Origin of the sequence: Vibrio sp. 10N.261.55.A7 (assembly GCF_002877365.1) — a bacterium.
Taxonomy (GTDB): Bacteria; Pseudomonadota; Gammaproteobacteria; order Enterobacterales; family Vibrionaceae; genus Vibrio.
In genome coordinates, this window is the sequence record NZ_MCWZ01000293.1 from 67,466 (window position 1) to 86,523 (window position 19,058).

The 19,058-nt window shown below is 45.1% G+C and carries 19 protein-coding genes; 10 read left to right on the forward strand and 9 right to left on the reverse strand.

From position 1 onward, the window contains the following. Nucleotides 1–90: 90 nt before the first annotated feature. Entirely contained in the window at nt 91–1,488 is a 1,398-nt protein-coding gene (locus BCU12_RS15565) for a PLP-dependent aminotransferase family protein (protein ID WP_102405169.1), read from the reverse strand. Between the two features lie 115 nt (nt 1,489–1,603). Between BCU12_RS15565 and BCU12_RS15570 the strand changes: the two genes are divergently transcribed. Next, complete coding sequence (locus BCU12_RS15570) at nt 1,604–2,497, forward strand: EamA family transporter (RefSeq protein ID WP_102405170.1); 894 nt, start codon at nt 1,604–1,606, stop codon at nt 2,495–2,497. Nucleotides 2,498–2,584: 87 nt separating this feature from the next. Here BCU12_RS15570 and BCU12_RS15575 read toward each other — a convergent pair whose 3' ends face one another. Next, nucleotides 2,585–4,243, reverse strand: a complete 1,659-nt coding sequence (locus BCU12_RS15575) for a diguanylate cyclase (protein ID WP_102405171.1) — start codon at nt 4,241–4,243, stop codon at nt 2,585–2,587. A 238-nt stretch (nt 4,244–4,481) separates the two neighbouring features. Here BCU12_RS15575 and BCU12_RS15580 point away from each other — a divergent pair, with 238 nt between their 5' ends. Continuing rightward, nucleotides 4,482–4,919, forward strand: a complete 438-nt coding sequence (locus BCU12_RS15580) for a thioesterase family protein (RefSeq protein WP_102405172.1) — start codon at nt 4,482–4,484, stop codon at nt 4,917–4,919. Nucleotides 4,920–5,074: 155 nt separating this feature from the next. On the opposite strand, the gene BCU12_RS15585 is transcribed toward BCU12_RS15580, so the two are convergent. Continuing rightward, entirely contained in the window at nt 5,075–5,863 is a 789-nt protein-coding gene (locus BCU12_RS15585) for a class III extradiol ring-cleavage dioxygenase (protein ID WP_102405173.1), read from the reverse strand. A gap of 51 nt (nt 5,864–5,914) precedes the next feature. Further along, the gene (locus BCU12_RS15590) at nt 5,915–6,394 is read right to left on the reverse strand and encodes a DoxX family protein (protein ID WP_102405174.1); all 480 of its coding nucleotides are present in this window, start codon (nt 6,392–6,394) and stop codon (nt 5,915–5,917) included. 141 nt (nt 6,395–6,535) lie between these two features. Here BCU12_RS15590 and BCU12_RS15595 point away from each other — a divergent pair, with 141 nt between their 5' ends. After that, nucleotides 6,536–7,447: a LysR family transcriptional regulator gene (locus tag BCU12_RS15595; RefSeq protein ID WP_102405175.1), complete on the forward strand. Its 912-nt coding sequence runs from the start codon at nt 6,536–6,538 to the stop codon at nt 7,445–7,447. A 31-nt stretch (nt 7,448–7,478) separates the two neighbouring features. On the opposite strand, the gene BCU12_RS15600 is transcribed toward BCU12_RS15595, so the two are convergent. Further along, nucleotides 7,479–8,417 carry a DMT family transporter gene (locus tag BCU12_RS15600; protein ID WP_241909848.1) on the reverse strand — a complete coding sequence of 313 codons (939 nt, stop codon included), beginning with the start codon at nt 8,415–8,417 and terminating at the stop codon, nt 7,479–7,481. Nucleotides 8,418–8,536: 119 nt separating this feature from the next. Here BCU12_RS15600 and BCU12_RS15605 point away from each other — a divergent pair, with 119 nt between their 5' ends. Next, nucleotides 8,537–9,424 carry a LysR substrate-binding domain-containing protein gene (locus BCU12_RS15605; protein ID WP_102405176.1) on the forward strand — a complete coding sequence of 296 codons (888 nt, stop codon included), beginning with the start codon at nt 8,537–8,539 and terminating at the stop codon, nt 9,422–9,424. 269 nt (nt 9,425–9,693) lie between these two features. Further along, nucleotides 9,694–10,848: a GGDEF domain-containing protein gene (locus tag BCU12_RS15610; RefSeq protein WP_102405177.1), complete on the forward strand. Its 1,155-nt coding sequence runs from the start codon at nt 9,694–9,696 to the stop codon at nt 10,846–10,848. 279 nt (nt 10,849–11,127) lie between these two features. On the opposite strand, the gene BCU12_RS15615 is transcribed toward BCU12_RS15610, so the two are convergent. The 4 genes from BCU12_RS15615 to BCU12_RS15630 all read right to left on the reverse strand — a co-directional run bounded on the left by BCU12_RS15615 (nt 11,128) and on the right by BCU12_RS15630 (nt 14,455). Beyond that, the gene (locus BCU12_RS15615) at nt 11,128–11,556 is read right to left on the reverse strand and encodes a hypothetical protein (protein WP_102405178.1); all 429 of its coding nucleotides are present in this window, start codon (nt 11,554–11,556) and stop codon (nt 11,128–11,130) included. Between the two features lie 272 nt (nt 11,557–11,828). After that, nucleotides 11,829–12,659, reverse strand: coding sequence for an AraC family transcriptional regulator (locus tag BCU12_RS15620; protein WP_102405179.1), 831 nt, complete (start codon nt 12,657–12,659; stop codon nt 11,829–11,831). 20 nt (nt 12,660–12,679) lie between these two features. Next, nucleotides 12,680–13,273 carry a LysE family translocator gene (locus BCU12_RS15625; RefSeq protein ID WP_102405180.1) on the reverse strand — a complete coding sequence of 198 codons (594 nt, stop codon included), beginning with the start codon at nt 13,271–13,273 and terminating at the stop codon, nt 12,680–12,682. Nucleotides 13,274–13,471: 198 nt separating this feature from the next. Next, a complete protein-coding gene (locus tag BCU12_RS15630) occupies nt 13,472–14,455 on the reverse strand; it encodes a DUF1214 domain-containing protein (RefSeq protein ID WP_102405181.1) in 984 nt (327 codons plus the stop codon). 123 nt (nt 14,456–14,578) lie between these two features. Here BCU12_RS15630 and BCU12_RS15635 point away from each other — a divergent pair, with 123 nt between their 5' ends. From BCU12_RS15635 to BCU12_RS15655, 5 genes are all read left to right on the forward strand, one after another. After that, entirely contained in the window at nt 14,579–15,460 is an 882-nt protein-coding gene (locus BCU12_RS15635; protein ID WP_102405182.1) for a LysR family transcriptional regulator, read from the forward strand. A gap of 147 nt (nt 15,461–15,607) precedes the next feature. Beyond that, nucleotides 15,608–16,534 carry a dienelactone hydrolase family protein gene (locus BCU12_RS15640; protein ID WP_102405183.1) on the forward strand — a complete coding sequence of 309 codons (927 nt, stop codon included), beginning with the start codon at nt 15,608–15,610 and terminating at the stop codon, nt 16,532–16,534. A 352-nt stretch (nt 16,535–16,886) separates the two neighbouring features. Continuing rightward, complete coding sequence (locus BCU12_RS15645; RefSeq protein WP_198599350.1) at nt 16,887–17,579, forward strand: LON peptidase substrate-binding domain-containing protein; 693 nt, start codon at nt 16,887–16,889, stop codon at nt 17,577–17,579. A gap of 73 nt (nt 17,580–17,652) precedes the next feature. Continuing rightward, nucleotides 17,653–18,288 carry a sigma-70 family RNA polymerase sigma factor gene (locus BCU12_RS15650; RefSeq protein ID WP_102405200.1) on the forward strand — a complete coding sequence of 212 codons (636 nt, stop codon included), beginning with the start codon at nt 17,653–17,655 and terminating at the stop codon, nt 18,286–18,288. Further along, nucleotides 18,281–19,018, forward strand: coding sequence for a ChrR family anti-sigma-E factor (locus BCU12_RS15655; protein WP_102405184.1), 738 nt, complete (start codon nt 18,281–18,283; stop codon nt 19,016–19,018). The genes BCU12_RS15650 and BCU12_RS15655 overlap by 8 nt, the downstream gene beginning before the upstream one ends. Nucleotides 19,019–19,058 lie beyond the last annotated feature (40 nt).

The window sequence follows — 19,058 nt, forward strand, 5'->3', positions numbered from 1 at the left end:
TTAAAGCCACAGGATGCTCGACAATCTGTGGCTTTTTTGTTTTCTGAACCATCGGACTTCTCATTACCACGGCTCGACAACGAGCACTCGCTATCGTTTGTTGGTTGAGAGATTTTGCTCTATCAAGTCAATCAGAGTTTGAAGGTCTCTCTTCGCTTTCCCTTCCAATGGGTGACCAATATTGATTCTAACGCAATCTTGATAATGCCCAAGCGTGGTGAAAATCTCCCCCATTCTTATATCAAGCCGATGCTCTTCCGCCGCATGAGACAACGCCTCACCGTCTAAATTGGGAATTTGCAGCCACATTACTAAACCGCCTTTAGAATCACTGATCAGCACCTGACAAGAGAGGTGCTGACTGATGTAATTCAGATAATCCATTCGATAGGTCAGCAACTCATAACGCTTACGCTTTAGGTGCTTTTCGTAGTGTCCTGATTCGATAAAATCGGCAATGGTCAACTGCAATGGCAGCGACACACCATAGCACCCCGCACTGAATCGACTGCGATACGTATCCAGATAACGCCCTGGTAAACACCAACCTAAACGGTAACTCGGTGATAAGCTTTTTGAAATCGAGCCACACCACAAAATATAGCCGTCCGTATCGTAGTATTTCGCAGGCAATGGGTAATGATCAGCGTAAGAGAGTTCAACATACACGTCATCCTCAATCACGGGAATACGGTACACATTCGCCATCGTCGCCAAACGTTGTTTTTGCTGAGTCGACATGGTGATCCCTTGCGGGTTCATGTGCGAGGTACAGAAAATACCCGCTTGCACATTACCTTGCTGGAAATGCACCTCAAGCTGATCCAAATCGATGCCGTCTTCGAGCGATGGGATCTCGACGATTTTTCGCGACATCTGCCCAAGCAATTCAATAATGCCGTTAAAGCAGGGTGAACTGATCGCGATGGCATCTCCCTCTCGGCTGCAGGATTCTAGCGCCGCCTTTAACGCTGATAAGCAACCAGAGGTGATCACCAAGTCTTGCGCTTTAAAGTGAATTCCGTGTTTTGAAAAATGATGAGATAACGTCTCCCTAAGCGGCATCTCACCCTGAAAGTCAGGGTAACGATTCAACCTTTTCCCGACCGTTCTCATCACGCGCTTGAAGCCGCGTTCCAGCTCCAATGTCATGTCGTCAGACACATCAGAATTTGACACTCCTAATGGGCCGTTTAAGTGTGAATACACAGGGCTAATGGCAGAAGGCGTTGAAACCCGGCTTTCGAAGGTCGTCCAGTTTGGCGTTAAGTGTGTCGATGCTTTGTGGCTGACGTAATACCCAGCCTGAGGACGTGCGGTTATCCACCCTTGTGATTCAAGCTCTTGATAACAATTAACCGCCGTCGACATACTGACGGAGTGCTGTTTGGATAACAGACGCAATGATGGCAATCGACTCCCCTGCTGAAGCACGCCGCCCTGAATATCATCAATGAACTGTTTCGCTAGTTGTTTGTAAAGACTCATAGAACGCCCAACTGTACCCTTATATTTGTAAAAAATTGTATCTGTATCCTCAATTGGGTTCAAGGCATACTGCTTTCAAACCGACATAAGACGGCGTGAATAGGAAGGAGACACCATGAACAGAACGGATTTATTACTCAGCATCACAGTCATGATCATTTGGGGGTTTAACTTTTCAATGATCAAACTCGGGGTTTCCGACGTGAACCCACTCGTCTCGACCGCCGCGCGATTTGCTATCGCCGCTTTACCGGTCGTTTTCTTCATTCCCAAGCCCGATGTCGCGTGGCGTTATGTGATTGGGTACGGGTTGTTTTTCGGTGTGGGTGTATGGGGCATGGCTTCGTGGTCAATCACCGCAGGCTTATCATCGGGCATGTCAGCCGTATTGCTGCAAACCAATGTGTTGATTGGCATTGCCGTTGGCGTGTTGATTCTCAAAGAAAGTTTGCCGACGAGAAAACTGATTGGCGCTTTGATTGCGGCCGTTGCCCTGATCATTTCTATCTCATTCACCAACGGAAACATCACAGGGTTTGGGCTGTTTTTGGTGAGCATTTCGGCGCTTTCATGGACAGCATTTGGGTTGATTGTTAAGGCATCGAAAACTAAGAACGCGTTTGTTTTCAACGTATGGGGCATGCTCGTTGCGCCTTTGCCATTGCTGCTGTTAGCGGTCTTTATTCACGGCGATCACGTGTTGCTTGAATCTATTCAGCAGTGGACCTGGAACACTACATTTGCTGTGGTTTTTCAAGCGTATCCAACCACGTTGTTTGGCTACTGGGTGTGGAACAAAATGCTCATCCGTTACCCTATGAGTACCGTTGCGCCATTAACACTGTTGGTTCCCGTATTCGCGTTAATCAGTGGGTACTTCATTTTTGACGAAGTACTCTCTACGCCGCAGGTCATTGCGTGCAGCCTGTTCTTAGTGGGCATCGGTTTAATTGTCAGGCCACCCAAAACGTCGCCGTCATTAACGAATTCGCCAGTAGCCGCGAAATAGAGAGCACAAACCTGAATAAGCGAGTAAGCACACATTAATTGATAGGCGATGGCAGTTTGCATTTGAATTTAGACTTCAAGTCATCGCCTATTTAGACATTGCGTTAGGCAGTTCCTTAGACGAAATTGAACCATCCATCGAGCTGCCATAACGTACGCATTTTCGGCCCTCTTCTTTGGCTTTATATAACGCCGCGTCCGCTTCCGTAATGGTATGTTCAATCGAGCTACAGGCATTAGAAAATATCGCCACACCGATTGATCCTGTCACCTTGACCTTTTTAGTGTTATCTATATCAATGGAGACCTCAGCCATGCCCTCACACAAGGTATGGGCAAGCTTCATCAGGTCAGCAGAGTTCGACTCCGGAACCGCGATACAAAACTCTTCCCCGCCGTAGCGACACACGATATCGCTGGCGTCCACCGTATCTAAATAGAACTGAGAAATGGCCACAAGTACCTGATCGCCAACATCATGCCCATACTCATCATTCAGCAGCTTAAAATGGTCGAGATCAATCATGATAATTCCGATCTCAGTGTGCTTATTTCGAGAAGCCGCCACCCACTGGGAAAGCGTTTCAAATAAGTAACGTCGATTATAAAGGCGAGTTAATGGGTCTTTAAACGCCAGATGACGCAGGCTTGTTTTTAGCTCTATATTCGCTATCGACATCGCCAAACGCTTTGCGATCGCTTTGGCATTCGCCACATCAGCATCTTCAAAGCCCGCTTTCAGCACATGCATAACACCAATGGTTTCACCATGCGCAATCAAAGGGATACAGAGCGTTGCTTGGCTTTTCGGTTGGGTGAAATGTTCACAATCGACTTGAGATGAATCTAAGTGTGATAAGTGCTCGTGCCCTTTTCTCAGCGCCCAACACTGCTCGGCACTAAAATACAGGCTGTCTTGCCACTCGGCACCCCAAAAAAGTTGAAGCTTGAGTTGATTGCGTGACGGCTTGTAAATCGAAATCGCTCCAGAGGTGTTTGCCAGCAGGCTTGGAATCAACTTACTCACCACCTTACCTGCGTCTTCTAGATCACTGCTGGCGTTTAAGAGTGAATCCAGCTCATACATACGCTCTATTTGCTGTGTTTTACGGGCTATTTCACTCTCTAGCAGCACTTGCTTCTCTTTCGTTGACGCAGCTCCCCAACGCAACACCATGAATGCAATCGCCCCAACAAGCATCATTGCCGCCAGTAATATTGATAGAAGTGCCATACGCATATGAGCAATCTGACTGTTCAGCACATCTGCAGATACGGATGCACGAGCAAAGTAATACGCTCTCGTTCCTTCAACCTCAATGGGTTTATAAACGGCAACATAAAAAAAGTTCTTATCTAGGGTTTCGCTATAGCGGATGTCATGGCCAAATCCCATCTCTTTGGCTTTGACCAATTCAGAGCGATGCAGGTGATTCGACATGGTGCCAACCAGTTCTTCTTTCACTCTAGAATCCCCCATGACTGTCCCTTCTGAGTCAACAAAGGTAATTCTTGTTTTCGTCATCAAGCCAATTCGTTTGGCGATAGGGTCAATATTGTTAATATTAAGAGGATTATCTGAAAGATCTAACGCGGCGAGTGACGCGTCTGCCAATCGGTGCAGTTCTTGCTCAACCCGCTGCTCCATATTACCTCGAAGCTGTTGATCAATCGTAAATACCCCGAAGACGCCAATTGCTATCAATACGATTGAAGGCAGTAGAATAGATCGAACCACTAATGTCATGAACCCCGCCCTCCTCTTTTGATAACGCGTCTGTTAAATCTAGCAGAGATTTTCATAACAATCGTACTTAAATAATAAATACATCAATACCTTCAACTTCTTGCATAAACATGGACTTACACGATTACTCGCGTTTTCAAGAAATCATACAGATCACATTTCCTTAACATTTTATTAATATCGGCAGGATTCGCCATTAGAATAAAAACACTATTTTGAGCGATTCAAGGAAAAAGGAATGAATACATTGTTAGAAGGTTTTCCGGTTATCACCGAGATTCCAGTGGCCTGGGGAGAGATGGATGCACTGCAGCATGTCAATAATGTTGTCTATTTTCGCTACTTTGAAACCGCTCGGTTGGACTACTTCAAAGAAATTCACTTGTTGGTCAATATCGCCCAAAGTCAAATTGGCCCTGTACTGGGGGAAACCCAATGCCGTTATAAGTTGCCTATCACCTATCCTGACACGCTATTAGTTGGCAGCAAAGTTATCGATGTACAAAGCGATAGATTCACTATGGAGTACAAAATTGTCAGTAAGAAACTCAACAAGGTGAGCACGATTGGGCAAGCAACGTGTGTGATGTTTGACTTCAAGAACAACACCAAAGCCGATCTACCCGAAGAAGTAAGATTAGCCATTGTCAATCTTGAAGAGCCAACTGTAGGCTAAAGCACCGAAAGCAAGCAAAAAAAAACAAAAAGACAAATTGTCCATGTATGACGGCAGGTAGGTGGATTTCACTGCGACCACCTCCGCAAATTTACACTGTGAATTCGAGGAAATTGGTCGTCAGATTTGTCTTTATTTACAACTCTTGTTTCAGTTTACCCAAATTGATAGGCGTCCATCGCGAGTAACTCACGTTGAACCGCGCGGTGAATCTGAGTCACATTGTCACTTGAACTCGCGCCTAAAATAGGCAGCAGCGGCACAAAGTGCTCTTGAGTTGGGTGATTGAAAAGAGCATGTGGCGCTTCATCTAAATAATTCAGCAGGGCCTGATGATCACCCTGTTGCAATTTATCGGCGATCCATAAAGTAAACTCACTCACCATCTCTTTTCGATTCGGCGTTGGATTCGTGCTTGAGATTTCAGGTAGGTTATGACTAATACCACCGGAACCTATCAACATCACCCCTTCGGTTCTGAGCGACGCCAAAGCCTCCCCTAATTGATAATTCACATTAGCGCCTAACTCAGTGCTGATCGACACCTGCACAATTGGAATATCAGCCTTTGGGTACATTAGGTAGAGCGGCATCCAGACGCCATGATCCCACCCAAGCTGCCCATCCAACTCTGCCGATAATCCCACCTTGCTGATCAAGCCTTGTATCTTACTCGCCAGCTGTGGCGCGCCTGATGCAGGGTAGTGAATATCATAGAGCGCGCTTGGAAAACCGTAGAAGTCATAAATGAGCTTAGGGTTTTCAGCAGAGGTGATCGTGATGGTGCTCTGCGTATCTAAATGCGCTGAAAAGACCACAATGGCATTAGGTCGAGCCACCGTTTGACCAAACCCTTTTAGGAATTCAGTCGTCTCACTGGTTTCCAATGCCAACATAGGAGAACCATGGGAAATAAAAAACGCGGGTTGTTTGCGACTATTCATACTCTATTACTCCATTTCCCATTGGTTAATTTCAATGTGATGCCATTCAATTTACGCTCTCGACAATGATCCACTGAAATCATTTTCGCCTTTCAGCTTTGCACTAATAAAACTGTCTACTGATACACTGCCCGCCCCTGAAAACGCGAGATAGAATGTTGAGGCAACCAGAAGAAGCGCGAATTCATACCCATTGTTACTCACAAACAAGCCATTATCGATGTGTACCAGCATCGCCATAAACATGGTAAAGGCGGTAACGAGTGCGGCTGGTCGAGTGAGTAGCCCCACCAACAGTGCAAATCCACCAAAGAACTCGGCGCTACCCGCCAATAGAGCCATCAAATAGCCGGGTGCATAACCAATGCTTTCCATCCATTGCCCTGTTCCCTCTAGGCCGTAGCCACCCAGCCAACCGAACAATTTCTGAGAGCCGTGTGCCATGAGGATAATGCCCAAAGGAAGTCGAAGAAAAAGTGGGGCAAAACCGCTGTTTGAGTTAAATAATTTACTGATCTGTTGTGTCTTCATTGCGCGAATCCTTAAGTGCTATTTCACTGTGTATTGGTTAAATCTCATGTTGATGTCACTAGAATAATTAAAGTGGATTTGTTGATAAATACCTCTATCATTGAATGATTAACAACAAGGTGTTTATAAAGGCGACGTGATATGGATAAGCTGGAAATGATGAAGACATTTATGTCGGTCGTGACAGAAGGATCGTTTTCAAAAGCGGCGGATAAACGCGGGATTTCACCTCAGCTCGCCAGTAAGTATGTCTCGGCGCTCGAAGATAAGTTGCAAACTCGCTTGCTCCATCGAACCACACGGAAAATAAATTTAACGGAAGCAGGTCACCTATACTCAGCGCGATGTGAGCAAGTACTGAGTGACATCAATGAAATGGAAAACTCGCTTGGGGACTGGCATCAAAAAGTGGCGGGAACGCTAACAATCAATGCGCCGATGTCATTTGGCCATCGGCATTTACCTAAGCTTCTGGTTGATTTTCAGCGCCGATATCCAGACGTAAAAATCGACCTCAGCCTGACCGATCACAAGGTCAACATCGTGGAAGAAGGAGTCGATGTCGCGTTACGCATTGGCAATTTAAAAAGCGATACAGTCATTGCTAAAAGAATCACAGATATTCAAGTAGCCTTGCTTGCCTCACCGGAATACCTCGAAAGAAAAGGCACGCCAACATCTCAAACTGACCTGCCCAACCATGATTTTCTCAACTATTCCTACGCCGATCAGGGGCTGGTAATGAGCGTACTCGGGGGCAGTCTCGCAGAACGCAATGTGTGCAGTTCGATTACCGCGAATAATGGCGATTTACTTGTTAATACCGCGATATTGGGGGCAGGCATTACGCTTCAACCGACGTTCATCGCAGGAGAGGCAATCAAAAAAGGCGAGCTCGTTAAGATATTACCAGAGCACCAACCCAAACCCGTTGGACTCTACTTAATTTACGCCAACCGCCAATTCCTTCCGGTTAAAACGCGTGCTTTTATCGACTTTGTCAGCGGTTACTTTGGTGACACACCTTATTGGGATGACATAAGTTCGGAGTAACAGATGAAACAACGCTAACATCGCCACGGCGTTACTCGGCAGTCAACACCGCTTTTCTCAGCCTAAATTTGGCCCAACTTTTCGTCAGCTTAGGTGCAAAGGTTTGCATTAAGCTGGCGCCAACAATCAATGCAACACCGGCGACTTTCTCCGCCGTTAGCTGTGTATCGAAAAACACCAGTTGCCAAAGCAGGGTAAAGAGAAGATTGGTAAAGATAAGCGGAGCAAGTTGCGAATTACTGGTCGCGATCTTGTACGCTTTCGCTCTAAATATCTGATTGCTAATGGTCGCGAAGACAAGGCCAAGCAGTCCCAACCAAACTGGCCAGTAAATCAAAGGGTCACTCATCAATAGCCTATCGGTTTGAGAAAAACCAAACCACACGCTCACGGGTAGCACCAATAGGGCACTGATTAAAAAGCTCCAACCATTGATTGCCGTAGCCGACATATCGCCCTTCGCTGAGCGATATAGGCTCAACTGTGACCCCGCATTAAAGAGCCCAGCCCCTAACCCTAGTAACATTTCTGGCTTCAGTACAATACGGCTGCCATCGATGGTTAAAAGTAGCACCCCTGAAAAGGTCGCAACCAAGGCCAACTTGGTTACCACTTTAACCTTCACGCCGAAAAACAGCTTTTCCAACACAGGAATGAACAGCGGGCCAGTCGCAAACAGCACCACACTTTCCACCAATGAAAGCTCTGATAAAGAGGCGAGAAAACACAGTTGACACCCCACGACACAAACGGCGCGAGTCGCAATAGGTTTAATTAAGTTTTTATTGGGAAAAGTGAATTGGATGGATGCCATCACCGCAAGCATGAACGCCGCGGGTAGAAACAATCGTAAAAACAAAAGAACAGGCAGGCTAAACTCATCGGTCAGAAATTTCGCAAATAAGCCGTTAAAAGAGAGACTTAACGTCGATAACAGCATCAATATTGTCGCTTTATATTCGTTGGACATACTACTCTCCTCTGATGCCCGTATTTTAGGAGAATGACGTTGGTTAAAAAAGCGAGTAATATTAACCATAAATGTTAGAAAAACTTACAGATTAGAAAAGCACTCTATAAGGTTTAACAATGAAGTCACTTGTGCCACTAAAAGGGATCTATGCGTTTGTTGCGGTTGCAGAAACAGGCAGCATGACTAAGGCCGCAGAGGTTCTCAACGTCAGTCACTCAGCGGTAAGCCAGGCAATTAAAAGCTTAGAGACCCTGCTTGGGCTATCGCTATTTGAGCGTGTCGGCCGGCAGGTGACGCTCAACAATCAAGGTAATATTTACTACAAGAAAGTCGCCCCTGCACTCGAACAAATCGTCGACGCAACAGCGGCATTGCAAAGCGCAGAACATGAAAATCGCATCACACTGAACATGGTCAATTCTCTCGCTATTCATTGGTGGGTGCCCAGAATGCAGGCTTTCCAACATCATGCGCCTAATCTTGATGTGCGCGTTTCGAATCTTATTGGCCACTTTCAGCTTGAACGAGAAAACGTCGATGTCGCTTTGATTCACGGCACCAAGGAAGAGTGGCGAGATTATCATTGCGAAAAATTAGGTGACGATGAACTCGTCATGGTCTGTCACCCCGATTTGGTTGAAGATAAGGCTTCCGTCTCGCAACTGGTTGAGCGTTACCCCGCTATTTTTGCCACTAATGATCGACGCCAAGGCGATTGGGAACATTGGTGTGAAGCCAACCAAATCACCCTGCCTAAACGACAAAAAAACTTAGGGTTTATCGCCTCGGTTCACGCTGTGCAAGCCGCCGCAAGAAAGCTGGGCGTCTTTGTCACGCATCGACAATTTGTGAAAGATGATATTAAGCATGGCATGCTCGTCGAAGTCGGCGAATCAGTGAAACACCCCAAACAGAGTTTTTACTTTGCTTGCCTACCTGAGAAGCTTCGCTCTGAAAGTGTCATGGCACTGCGTTCGTGGCTTCAAAGTGAGTTTTCTAGCTGACGTAAATTCAGATTAACCCTTAGGAAAGAGAAAATACCGCATCATAACTATCTAAAGTCAGTAAGGTATATAGTGAAAACTAGCGCTTGCTTTTGGCCCAATGGGTGATGTGAGAGAGTAACGTACCCTTTTCGGGTACCAGCTATGACCACATTGTTCTAGCCAAGTGCCGTACATCCTTTCAATTTGTCTTTAGAGTCTTCGCAACTAATGGCATAAATATTTGATATAGTACACGCAGTAAAGCTTTACAAGGAATAAGAAAAGCCATGGACGACTTTTCGTTAGACATTAGAACGCTCAATTTTATCGTAATTCTATTTTCTATTATCTACAGTATTGGGTTGTTGCTTTTTCAAGTGACACAGAAGCCTATAAAAGGATTATCACTCTTTTCATTATCAATATTCATTATTGGCAGTGGCCCTATTTTATTAAGTTTGAGAGGCATAATACCGGATTATCTCAGCATCGTTGGAAGTAATGTACTGATTGCATTCGGCTTTCATCTCACGCTATATAGCCTCTCTTTGTTTCGAGGTTACTCTAGTAAGCTCTCTCAGATCAGTAGTGTGTTGCTGTTGGTTGTATTCATTAGCTTTATCTATTTTACCTATTACGTTCCATCGATACGGAACCGAATTGTCGTCATTAGTCTTTTTATGGCGTTGGTTACCTTCAGTACAGCGATCGTTACCTTGAAAGGGAAAAAAGAAGATTTACCTCTAGCAACGAAAATGATGGCATTACCCTTTATTGCTTATAGTATCTTTATGGTGTTTAGAATCGTTGTATCACTCTCTGAATCTAAAATAACCAATTTCATGCAAGCGGGCCAAATCCACCAAATGACCTTTGTCTTTAGTATTGTTCTTATCGTTTCGATGAGTTTTTCAATGCTTTGGCTTATCAACGCGAGATTACTACGAACAAATAAACACTTATTGCATTTAGATCCCCTCACCAAATTGAAAAACCGTAGAGCATTAAATGATGCCATTTCGCGACTACAACAGACAGCACAACATACGCCAGTGAGCATTGTTATGTCTGATGTAGATAACTTTAAATCGATCAATGATCACTACGGTCATTTGGTGGGCGATGACGTGATTCAGGCCGTAGCAAACAACATTCAAAATGAACTCAGTGATTCAGCCGATGCTTTTCGATTAGGAGGAGATGAAATTATGATCCTGATACCGGGTTGCAACCTCAATGAAGCAGAAGCATGGACAAATCAGCTACGACAATTAATTTCTAATATTTCTCTCGACACTCAACCAGAGTTACAACTTACGGCTAGTTTTGGTATCACGACATTGTCTCCAACTGGCAATTGGAAAGAGTCTGTAGATAAAGCAGATAAAGCCCTTTATCACTCAAAAAGAAACGGTCGTAACATGGTAAGCACTTCCGTTTAGCCATTGAATTTATTGGGGTTTCATTCGATTCACCTCAATGAAGGGATTTAGGGGAATATTCGTGTTTTATTCAATGCTAGCGGTAAATTAGCCTATTCGTAACGAAAACAACAACACTACGATGGGTAACCCAATGGCTCTATCTAATCTCACCTCTGTAAGGTGCGTTAGTAAACAGAAAAATAGCGTGCACAATCACACGCTACTTATTCCAATCACAGCTAAGAAGTTCTCAACTTCCCTGGATTTCAGATTCCAGTTATAGCCTTTCCAATCACCCTAATCTGCATTAGGGGCGATCACCGCTTGTGTCCCAAACACAATCGCCTCACCTCCATGCTCCTTGGCATACAATTCGGCTTCTTCTAAATTAGAGAACCAAAGTGCTGGGTAACCAATACCTTTCAATTTTAACCGCGGCGGAAGGTGTTCGTCTACTGACCCTGTAATCGACTCTAGCTTGGTTTTAAACGCCACCCAGCTCTTAAAACCATTCTCGACGGCGAGCAATTGCAGCAGGTGTTTTCGTTGAATGATCGAGATGTCTTTCTGCAATTTTGGCAGTGTTAATCCCACCAGTATTTTGCTGGATAGTAAGCGACGCAAAACAGGTAAAGAGCTTGAGAGCTGATCAGATTTTGTAGATTTGTGTAGTAACTTGGCTTCATAAAGCCAAAGTTCAACAAGGTTTGCTTGTTCAATACGCATAATATTCTCCTATATCAAACCTACTCGCTATCGGTCTCAGAAGGTGTTCAGCGTATAAACTGAATCGAATTGTGGTCGGCATGTTCGCCGAGATATTGGTACGGTTGCTTTTGCGAGGTAGGCGTCCAATCAGCCTGCGCATAAGATACACTACTCGATTGAATTGGTCGACAACAAAATTATCACTCGGATTTATCATTCACAAATGACGCCATCTTCTTCCATGTTCGCCTAAAAATCTAAATTTAACGTACAAATGAAGCAATATGAAATCAATAAACAAAATGGGATTGATAGAACTTTGGAGTGACCGCAAGCTTCTTTTTGAAGTGGCGCTGAAAATGCGCTTGGTCTGAAAACCCAAGTTGATAAGCCACCTCCGAGATCTCCTGCCCTGATTTCAACATCTGCTTTGAGCGCTTGATCTTCTCATCCATTTGATAAGCATGAGGAGGAAGCCCATAGTGATTCTTGAATGCTCTCAGCAACTGATATCGACTTAGCCCAACCTCTTCAGCCAGTGATTCTAATTGAAGCGTCTCACCGAAACCATCGAGCAATTTTTCTCGTACACGATGCAAAGAAGGCGACAAAGGCGCTCGCTTCAATGAGTGAGGATCTTTGCCAACACTCGATTCAATAAACTCATACAGGTGTGTCTGCGCTTTCAAGGGATTAGATTCTTCTAACAGGGTATGAAAAAGCAATTGAAATTTTGTTCTTAACCCATCATTGCGCTCGAGATCATGACGAAATGGTGTGTAATCTAACCCTGTGTTCTTGCTGCTGGCATAACCTAGCACCTCACGCTGAAATGCGCCCATTTGCTGCGTATCAACAAACAGCATGTTGTAAGACCAAGTCCCTTTCTCTGGGTTACATGAATGCACGTCGGCTGGATTGACGGTCACAAGATCACCCGCCCCAATATGATGGGATGTGCCTCTGTTTTGGTAGGTTGCCCTGCCTTGTTGAATCAGCCCAAATGAAAATTCATCATGCGAGTGAGGCTGATAGCAGGCCGTGCTTTGATTCGCGACACGAAGCTCTATCCAAGGGAGAAATGTACTCCGCTTAAAGCTCGCGCTGGTATCCTTTTTCATCGATATCCCTCATGAATTCTTTAAAGCCAAATCAAACTGACTGACACACCAAGCAAAACCGCCATGACTTTATTAAACTGACGCTGTTGTGTTGGATTTTCAAGTTTACTGGCTAAAATTTGCCCGATCACCGCCCAAATGCCGACACCAACGAAACAAACGATCAACGAAACACTGGTAAACAGGATAAGTGACGACGTTGGATTCTCTTGACCTAACACATACAAACTGACACCAGACATCGCCACCAACCACGCTTTCGGGTTCAGTAACTGAGTCAACGCCCCTACCCACCAACTTCTGGCTTGACTGGAGGTCATCTCCATCGCAGAGACCGGTGCCGTGTAGATTCGCACCGCCAAATAGAGCAGAAATGCACTGCCAGATATCTGCATTGCAAACTCAAGCTTAGGCAAGAGTAAGGCAATGGTTTGCATCACACTACCTGAAAAAAACACCACCATCGCATAAGCAATCGACGCGCCCATCACGTGTTTAAGCGCCTCTTTCATTCCACGATTTATTGCCGTACTGGTGGCCAATAAGTTGACCGGACCTGGCGTCACCGCGCCGACAAAGGCAAACACCACCATGGCTAACATCAAACTATTCATCAACGATCTCCTTTTGAAGGGAGACAATAAACAATGACTTGCTTGATGTATTGAATGATATTGCAGGTGCAAAAAAAGGCCGCGATACCTTAAAGCATGTTGCTTAATCAGGTTTACGGCCCTTTTGTCGTGTCATATTTGCTTATCAAGTACGTGTTTAAGATTCATTGTTTAGGTTCGCTTGATTGCGCTTGATGACTAAAGTTCGCCCACTTTCTTAATCATCGAGACAGGGTTGTAACCTTTTTCACCCTGACTCACTGGCTCACTTGGATTGTAGTGACGCATAAGAACGTTAAATTTGCCCGTCTTATTCCCTTCCATCGTCGGGATATTGTTTGGCTGTCCTTCACATCCGAATCTAAGCGTGTAAGTACCATCTTTGTTCATAACTGGCGCCATTTCACTTGATATATTGGCTTTATCGTTAAACATACGTCCATCCGCGTTGTAAACGGTCGCTGACCAGAATGCGCCTGCCTTTGGATCTTTAAATGTCATTTCATAACAGGCATTTGCATCAAAATACTGACTGGTTTGATAGATATTATCTTCCACCATCGCACCACCCCAACCGCCTGCGGCGCCAACATAGTTCATGTAATCTGTTTGGCCACTCTCTTTGTTACCAAATGCCTTTGATTGGTCATAACCGTTGCTAAAATCAATGTTGCCCGCTTTATCGACGGATTTGAACGATGTCATGTCCCACTCTTTTACTTCAAATGGTTTATCACTGCCTGTTTCTATCTTCAAACCGCGGCGAGCATCATCTTCCAGTGCACGAACTATCACAAAGGCGTGGTCAGTCTTTGCACTAATTTTATGGCGACCTGAGCCGTAGATCATCGGTTGTGTTTCATGATTCTCGTCAACGACTTGCAGCGACACATATTGATCCGTTTCTGGGACAGTAACGAACACATCGTCGCCCGACATATCAATGACTGAGACGGAATAGAAGGTGTCTCGATTCATTCTCACCACAAACTGTTCTTCTGGAACACTGCTTGGTACTGGCATCTCGAAGAATGTGTTAATGCCACCCGCTTTCTCTATAATCGAACCAAGTCGCATGTTGGTATACGCCTGAGCGAAGTTATCTTCAGTGACAATAGTGGGCGCAGCAAAAACACTGGTTGAGAATAAAGCGACAGCGGTAAGAGGGAGTAATTTTTTCATAATGGCTACCTTTCATATATCTTTTTCAAAGTTAAAGTCATTTGGAAGAGTGTTGTTTGCTCTGCCGATGGAGATTACTTTATACTTCCCTAAAGGAAAGTGAGGAAAATAGGACTTGCCCATATGGAAAGTATAGATTTAAATTTGCTTCGTACCTTTGTTCTCGTGTGCAAATCAAATAGCTTAAAAAGAGCGGGGCTCAAACTGGGCATCTCGGAAAGCGCCGTCAGCAAACAAATGGCGAAGCTTCGTGAGCAACTGGATCACCCCCTGTTTGAGCGCACAACAGACGGCCTAAGGCCAACTCACTACAGCAAAACTATCCTCCCAGAAATTGAGCAGGCGCTAACAATGGTCAACTCGGCCGTGTCGCCAATGAAGTTCGATCCTGCTACGTATTCTGGAACAATAACCCTCGCTTTTTTCGCTGACACATTGGAGTTCTCTGGCGTTGCATTGTTTAGGCAACTCTCAGATACGTTTCCCCAAGCGCAGATCGAGCTAAAAACTTGGACATCAGATACCGAGCATAAAATTGAAGAGGGTGACATCACCCTAGGCGTGCACTTTTTAAACGAAGATCGCAGTAGTAACCTCTTCCAAAAACGAATCATGGCGGATCAATTGGTGATCGCCATTTCGAAGTCTCTGGGGAATTTGACATGGGAAAAAGCGTTGCACCTACCTTTTATTAAAATTCGCAGTCAAGGTTGGAACGAAGAACGTTATCGATATTTAGAGATGTTGAAACAAAATGGTATTGATCCCCAAATCAGCGTCACCGTCGATAACTTTTCCGTCGCGAGGCAAATCCTTGCTCAAGGTGAGCACGCCTGTGTCTTAAGCGCTAGCTGGAACGACCCATCTCTTCACACAATCATACCGCCTGAAGAGCTGCAATTTGAATTGCGTTTAGTCTCATGTACTCGAATTGTCGATAGGCATAGCCCTTTACATCTCGCTCTGCATGATGCCATTCAATCTGTCATGGTTAAGACCAAATAAGTCAAATTGCCTTCACGCCGAGCAAATGTAAATTAGTGTAAAAAAAATGCTCATCATCACCGACAAGCGTCTATGCTTTAATTGAACGATCACTCAATTACCATATTTTAAGCAACCCTGTTTAAAGACAGTAGCAAGGAGAAACGGATGCCTCACAGCCATGACGATCAACAAGACAACCACCAACACCTCGCACCCAAAGCGATACCACAAGAAGCCTTTGACTGGTATGACGAATATGCTCACGGCGTTATCAACCGTCGCGAGTTCATGACTCGTCTATCCGGTTTAGTGGCGCTGGGGTTTACTATGTCGGTGCTCACCTCGGCACTAATTCCAAACTATGCGCAAGCCGAGCAAGTCTCGTTTAACGACCCTTCCATCACGGCGAGTTTCGCGACATTCAGCTCACCCAATGGACACGGTGAAGGCAAAGGCTACCTTGTGCTCCCTAAAGAAGCGAAAGGACCTTTACCTGTGGTTTTGGTTGTGCATGAAAACCGAGGTCTCAACCCTTACATCAAAGATGTGGCGCGTCGCTTAGCAGCAAAAGGATTCATTGCCTTCGCACCTGATGCTTTACACCCACTTGGAGGCTATCCGGGCAATGACGATGAAGGACGTGCAATGCAAAAAAGCATGGACAAAAGCAAAATAGAAGCCGATTTCTTGGCAGCCGCACACTTTCTAAAAAGTCATGATATGAGCAACGGAAAACTGGGTGCGGTGGGTTTTTGTTTCGGAGGATACGTGGTCAACATGCTGGCCGCGACGATTCCCGACGAGTTGAATGCCGGTGTGCCTTTTTATGGAACGCCTGCCGCTCAAGAGCTCAGAAAGAACGTGAAGGGTCCGCTTTTGATCCAATTCGCAGAGCTCGACAAGCGAGTCAATGCCACTTGGCCTGATTATGAAAAAGAGTTGAAAGCCATTAATGCAGACTACGAAGCGCACGTTTATAAAGGTGTGAATCACGGGTTCCATAATGATTCCACCGGCCGTTATGCAGAAAATGAAGCCGAGTTAGCGTGGGAGCGGACGATAGCGTTCTTTAATCAACACCTCAACGCATAAGATTTGTCATTCAACTTGGTCAAAGAGTTAAACAACGTAAAGCAACGAAAGCGCCAGCCGTTTAGGTTGGCGTTACTGTATCAATTTGGACAACTGGCGAGCCACGTCAACGTTTAGCGCATTAGCCAAACCTCAAACCAGCATGTTCTGTCACCGCTTTACACTGTAAAGCGAGACTTCACAAAAAAGGCATATCAACTTCAACTTCACACCTTCTCAACGTCAACCGCAGCGTGATTCTTGAAATGACGCAGCCACCAACACATCGGGCAGTTTGATATAACAGTGCGCAGTGGTGATCGATCCCTAAGAAGATGACGTATTGTTAATATCAAAAAAATTAGGGGCTAATGTGACCGATATTAATCTAATAACCGACAAACCAGAGACAGATTCTTATGGCATTCAATGCCTGCCCGTCTTTCCGCTGCCTGTATTCTTACTGGTCGGTGGACGGCAGCGGCTGAGAATTTTTGAACCCAAATACCTCTCAATGATTGCCAGAGCCACAGAGCAAGGTGGGTTTGTCATCGGTATGTTCAAAAAAAACAATCACTTCCTTGTGCCTGACTGGGGCGTGCATGTAAAGGTCGTTGACTTTGACATGGAAAAAAGCGGTATCTTGATTGTCGATGTGCTCGCGCTTCGTATGGTGACCTTAACGGATCTGTACCATCAAAAAGACGGCTTATTGATGGCTCAAACGAAGACAATGCCTCATTGGTCAGACCTAGGCGCACCGCAGCAACAAGACCAGGCCATAGACAATCTACTCACTCGTAAAACGGAATACCCAACAGAGATCGATTCTCATCATCACAAAGTCCTCTCTCGGGCATTAAAAGGGTTGTTTGACGCACACAAAGAGATAAATGAACTGTATAAAACTCAAGACTTTAACTACGCTGAATGGGTATCTGCTCGTTTACTCGAGCTTGTTCCCCTAACGCTTGATGAAAAAGAAGGCTTCATTCGCCAACTAGGGTTTAGCCAGCTCAATGAGCTGTTAATGACTTTATTTGAAAAAAAACGAACAAAGCAGTGATCCTTTTTATTTCTCCTCCCGTATTGGTATACAGATATTGATACTTAGATATTCATTACGGGGGCATAAAGACATGCATCAAGTTGAGGGAAAAACCAACCCACCTGTGGGAGGAAGCCCCATTATTCAGCCAATTAAGAGCGCTCATGAGGTTCTGTCGGTTTACTTGTCTCAAGTAGCGTCAAACCAAGATAAAGACGCATTCACTAAGCTGTTCGAGTTCTTTGCGCCAAAGATCAAACGGTTCGGTATCAAACAGTTTAAAGATGAGAGCCTCGCGAACGAGTTGGTTCAAGACACCATGACCAATGTCTGGAAAAAGTCGCACCTTTACAATAAGGATAAGGGTGCAGCCACAACTTGGGTCTACACGGTCATGCGAAACGTCTGCTTCGATCATCAGAGAAAGATGAAAAGTACCGCAGCACAAAATATTGGTGACGATATTTGGCCTTTAGAGCAGGCATCAACGGAAAGAGAAACAAGCTATCAACACGACCATGACCATCTAATGAAAGACAAGATTCAAAGGTTGATGGATGAACTGCCCACCGCTCAGCGTGTTGTACTTAAAGCCGTCTACTACCAAGACTTATCTCAAGAGCAGTTGGCTCAGCAGTTGGGCGTACCCGTTGGCACCATCAAATCTCGATTACGGTTAGCATTAAGAAAAATTAGACAGAAAATGGGAGAACAAGACCATGATTAAACATCACCCAAGCCGAGCCCTACTTGAAGAGTTCGTTTCAGGAAAACTGGTTTCTTCTGTTTCTGTGATTGTCGCAAGCCACGTCGAAATGTGCAGTGAATGCCAAGAGATTGTTGAGCAACTGACTCAGCAGGCGGCGTTGTCAGCCTTTGATATGGACGAAGACGATCTGTTCTTTGATGAATCAGATTTAGGTACAGAGCTAGAAATGGCGCTAAACAGTGATTCATCCGAAAACAATGTTGATGCAGACCAAGTTGATGCGGACCAATCTTTACCCATCAAATCCATTACTGATCTGCCCGTTTTAGACATGGCGCCCGTCGAAAAGCCATCAATCGAGATAGGCGCAACTGGCAATCAAGTCTCTCTGCCAACCGCTGTACGTTCCATTGGATTAAAAGAGTGGCAAGGCATTGGCAAAGTATCACGAGCGCGCATGAATCTTGATGATGAAGAGCGCAGAACCAGCCTGTTGCACATTGCAGAAGGCGGACAAGTGCCTTCCCATACGCACAAAGGTTTCGAAATTACGCTATTACTTCAAGGCAGCTTTAAAGATGAGATGGACACCTACCACGCAGGGGATTTCATCTGGTTAGATGGCTCGCAAACGCACACACCGAAAACAGACGAAGGCTGTGTATGCCTGACCGTTTCCAGTGATGCGCTGCATTTCACTCAAGGTGTGAGTCAACTCTTTAATCCACTAGGAAAACTCATCTACTAACTATCATCATCTACTAAATATGATCATCTACTAACTAAGA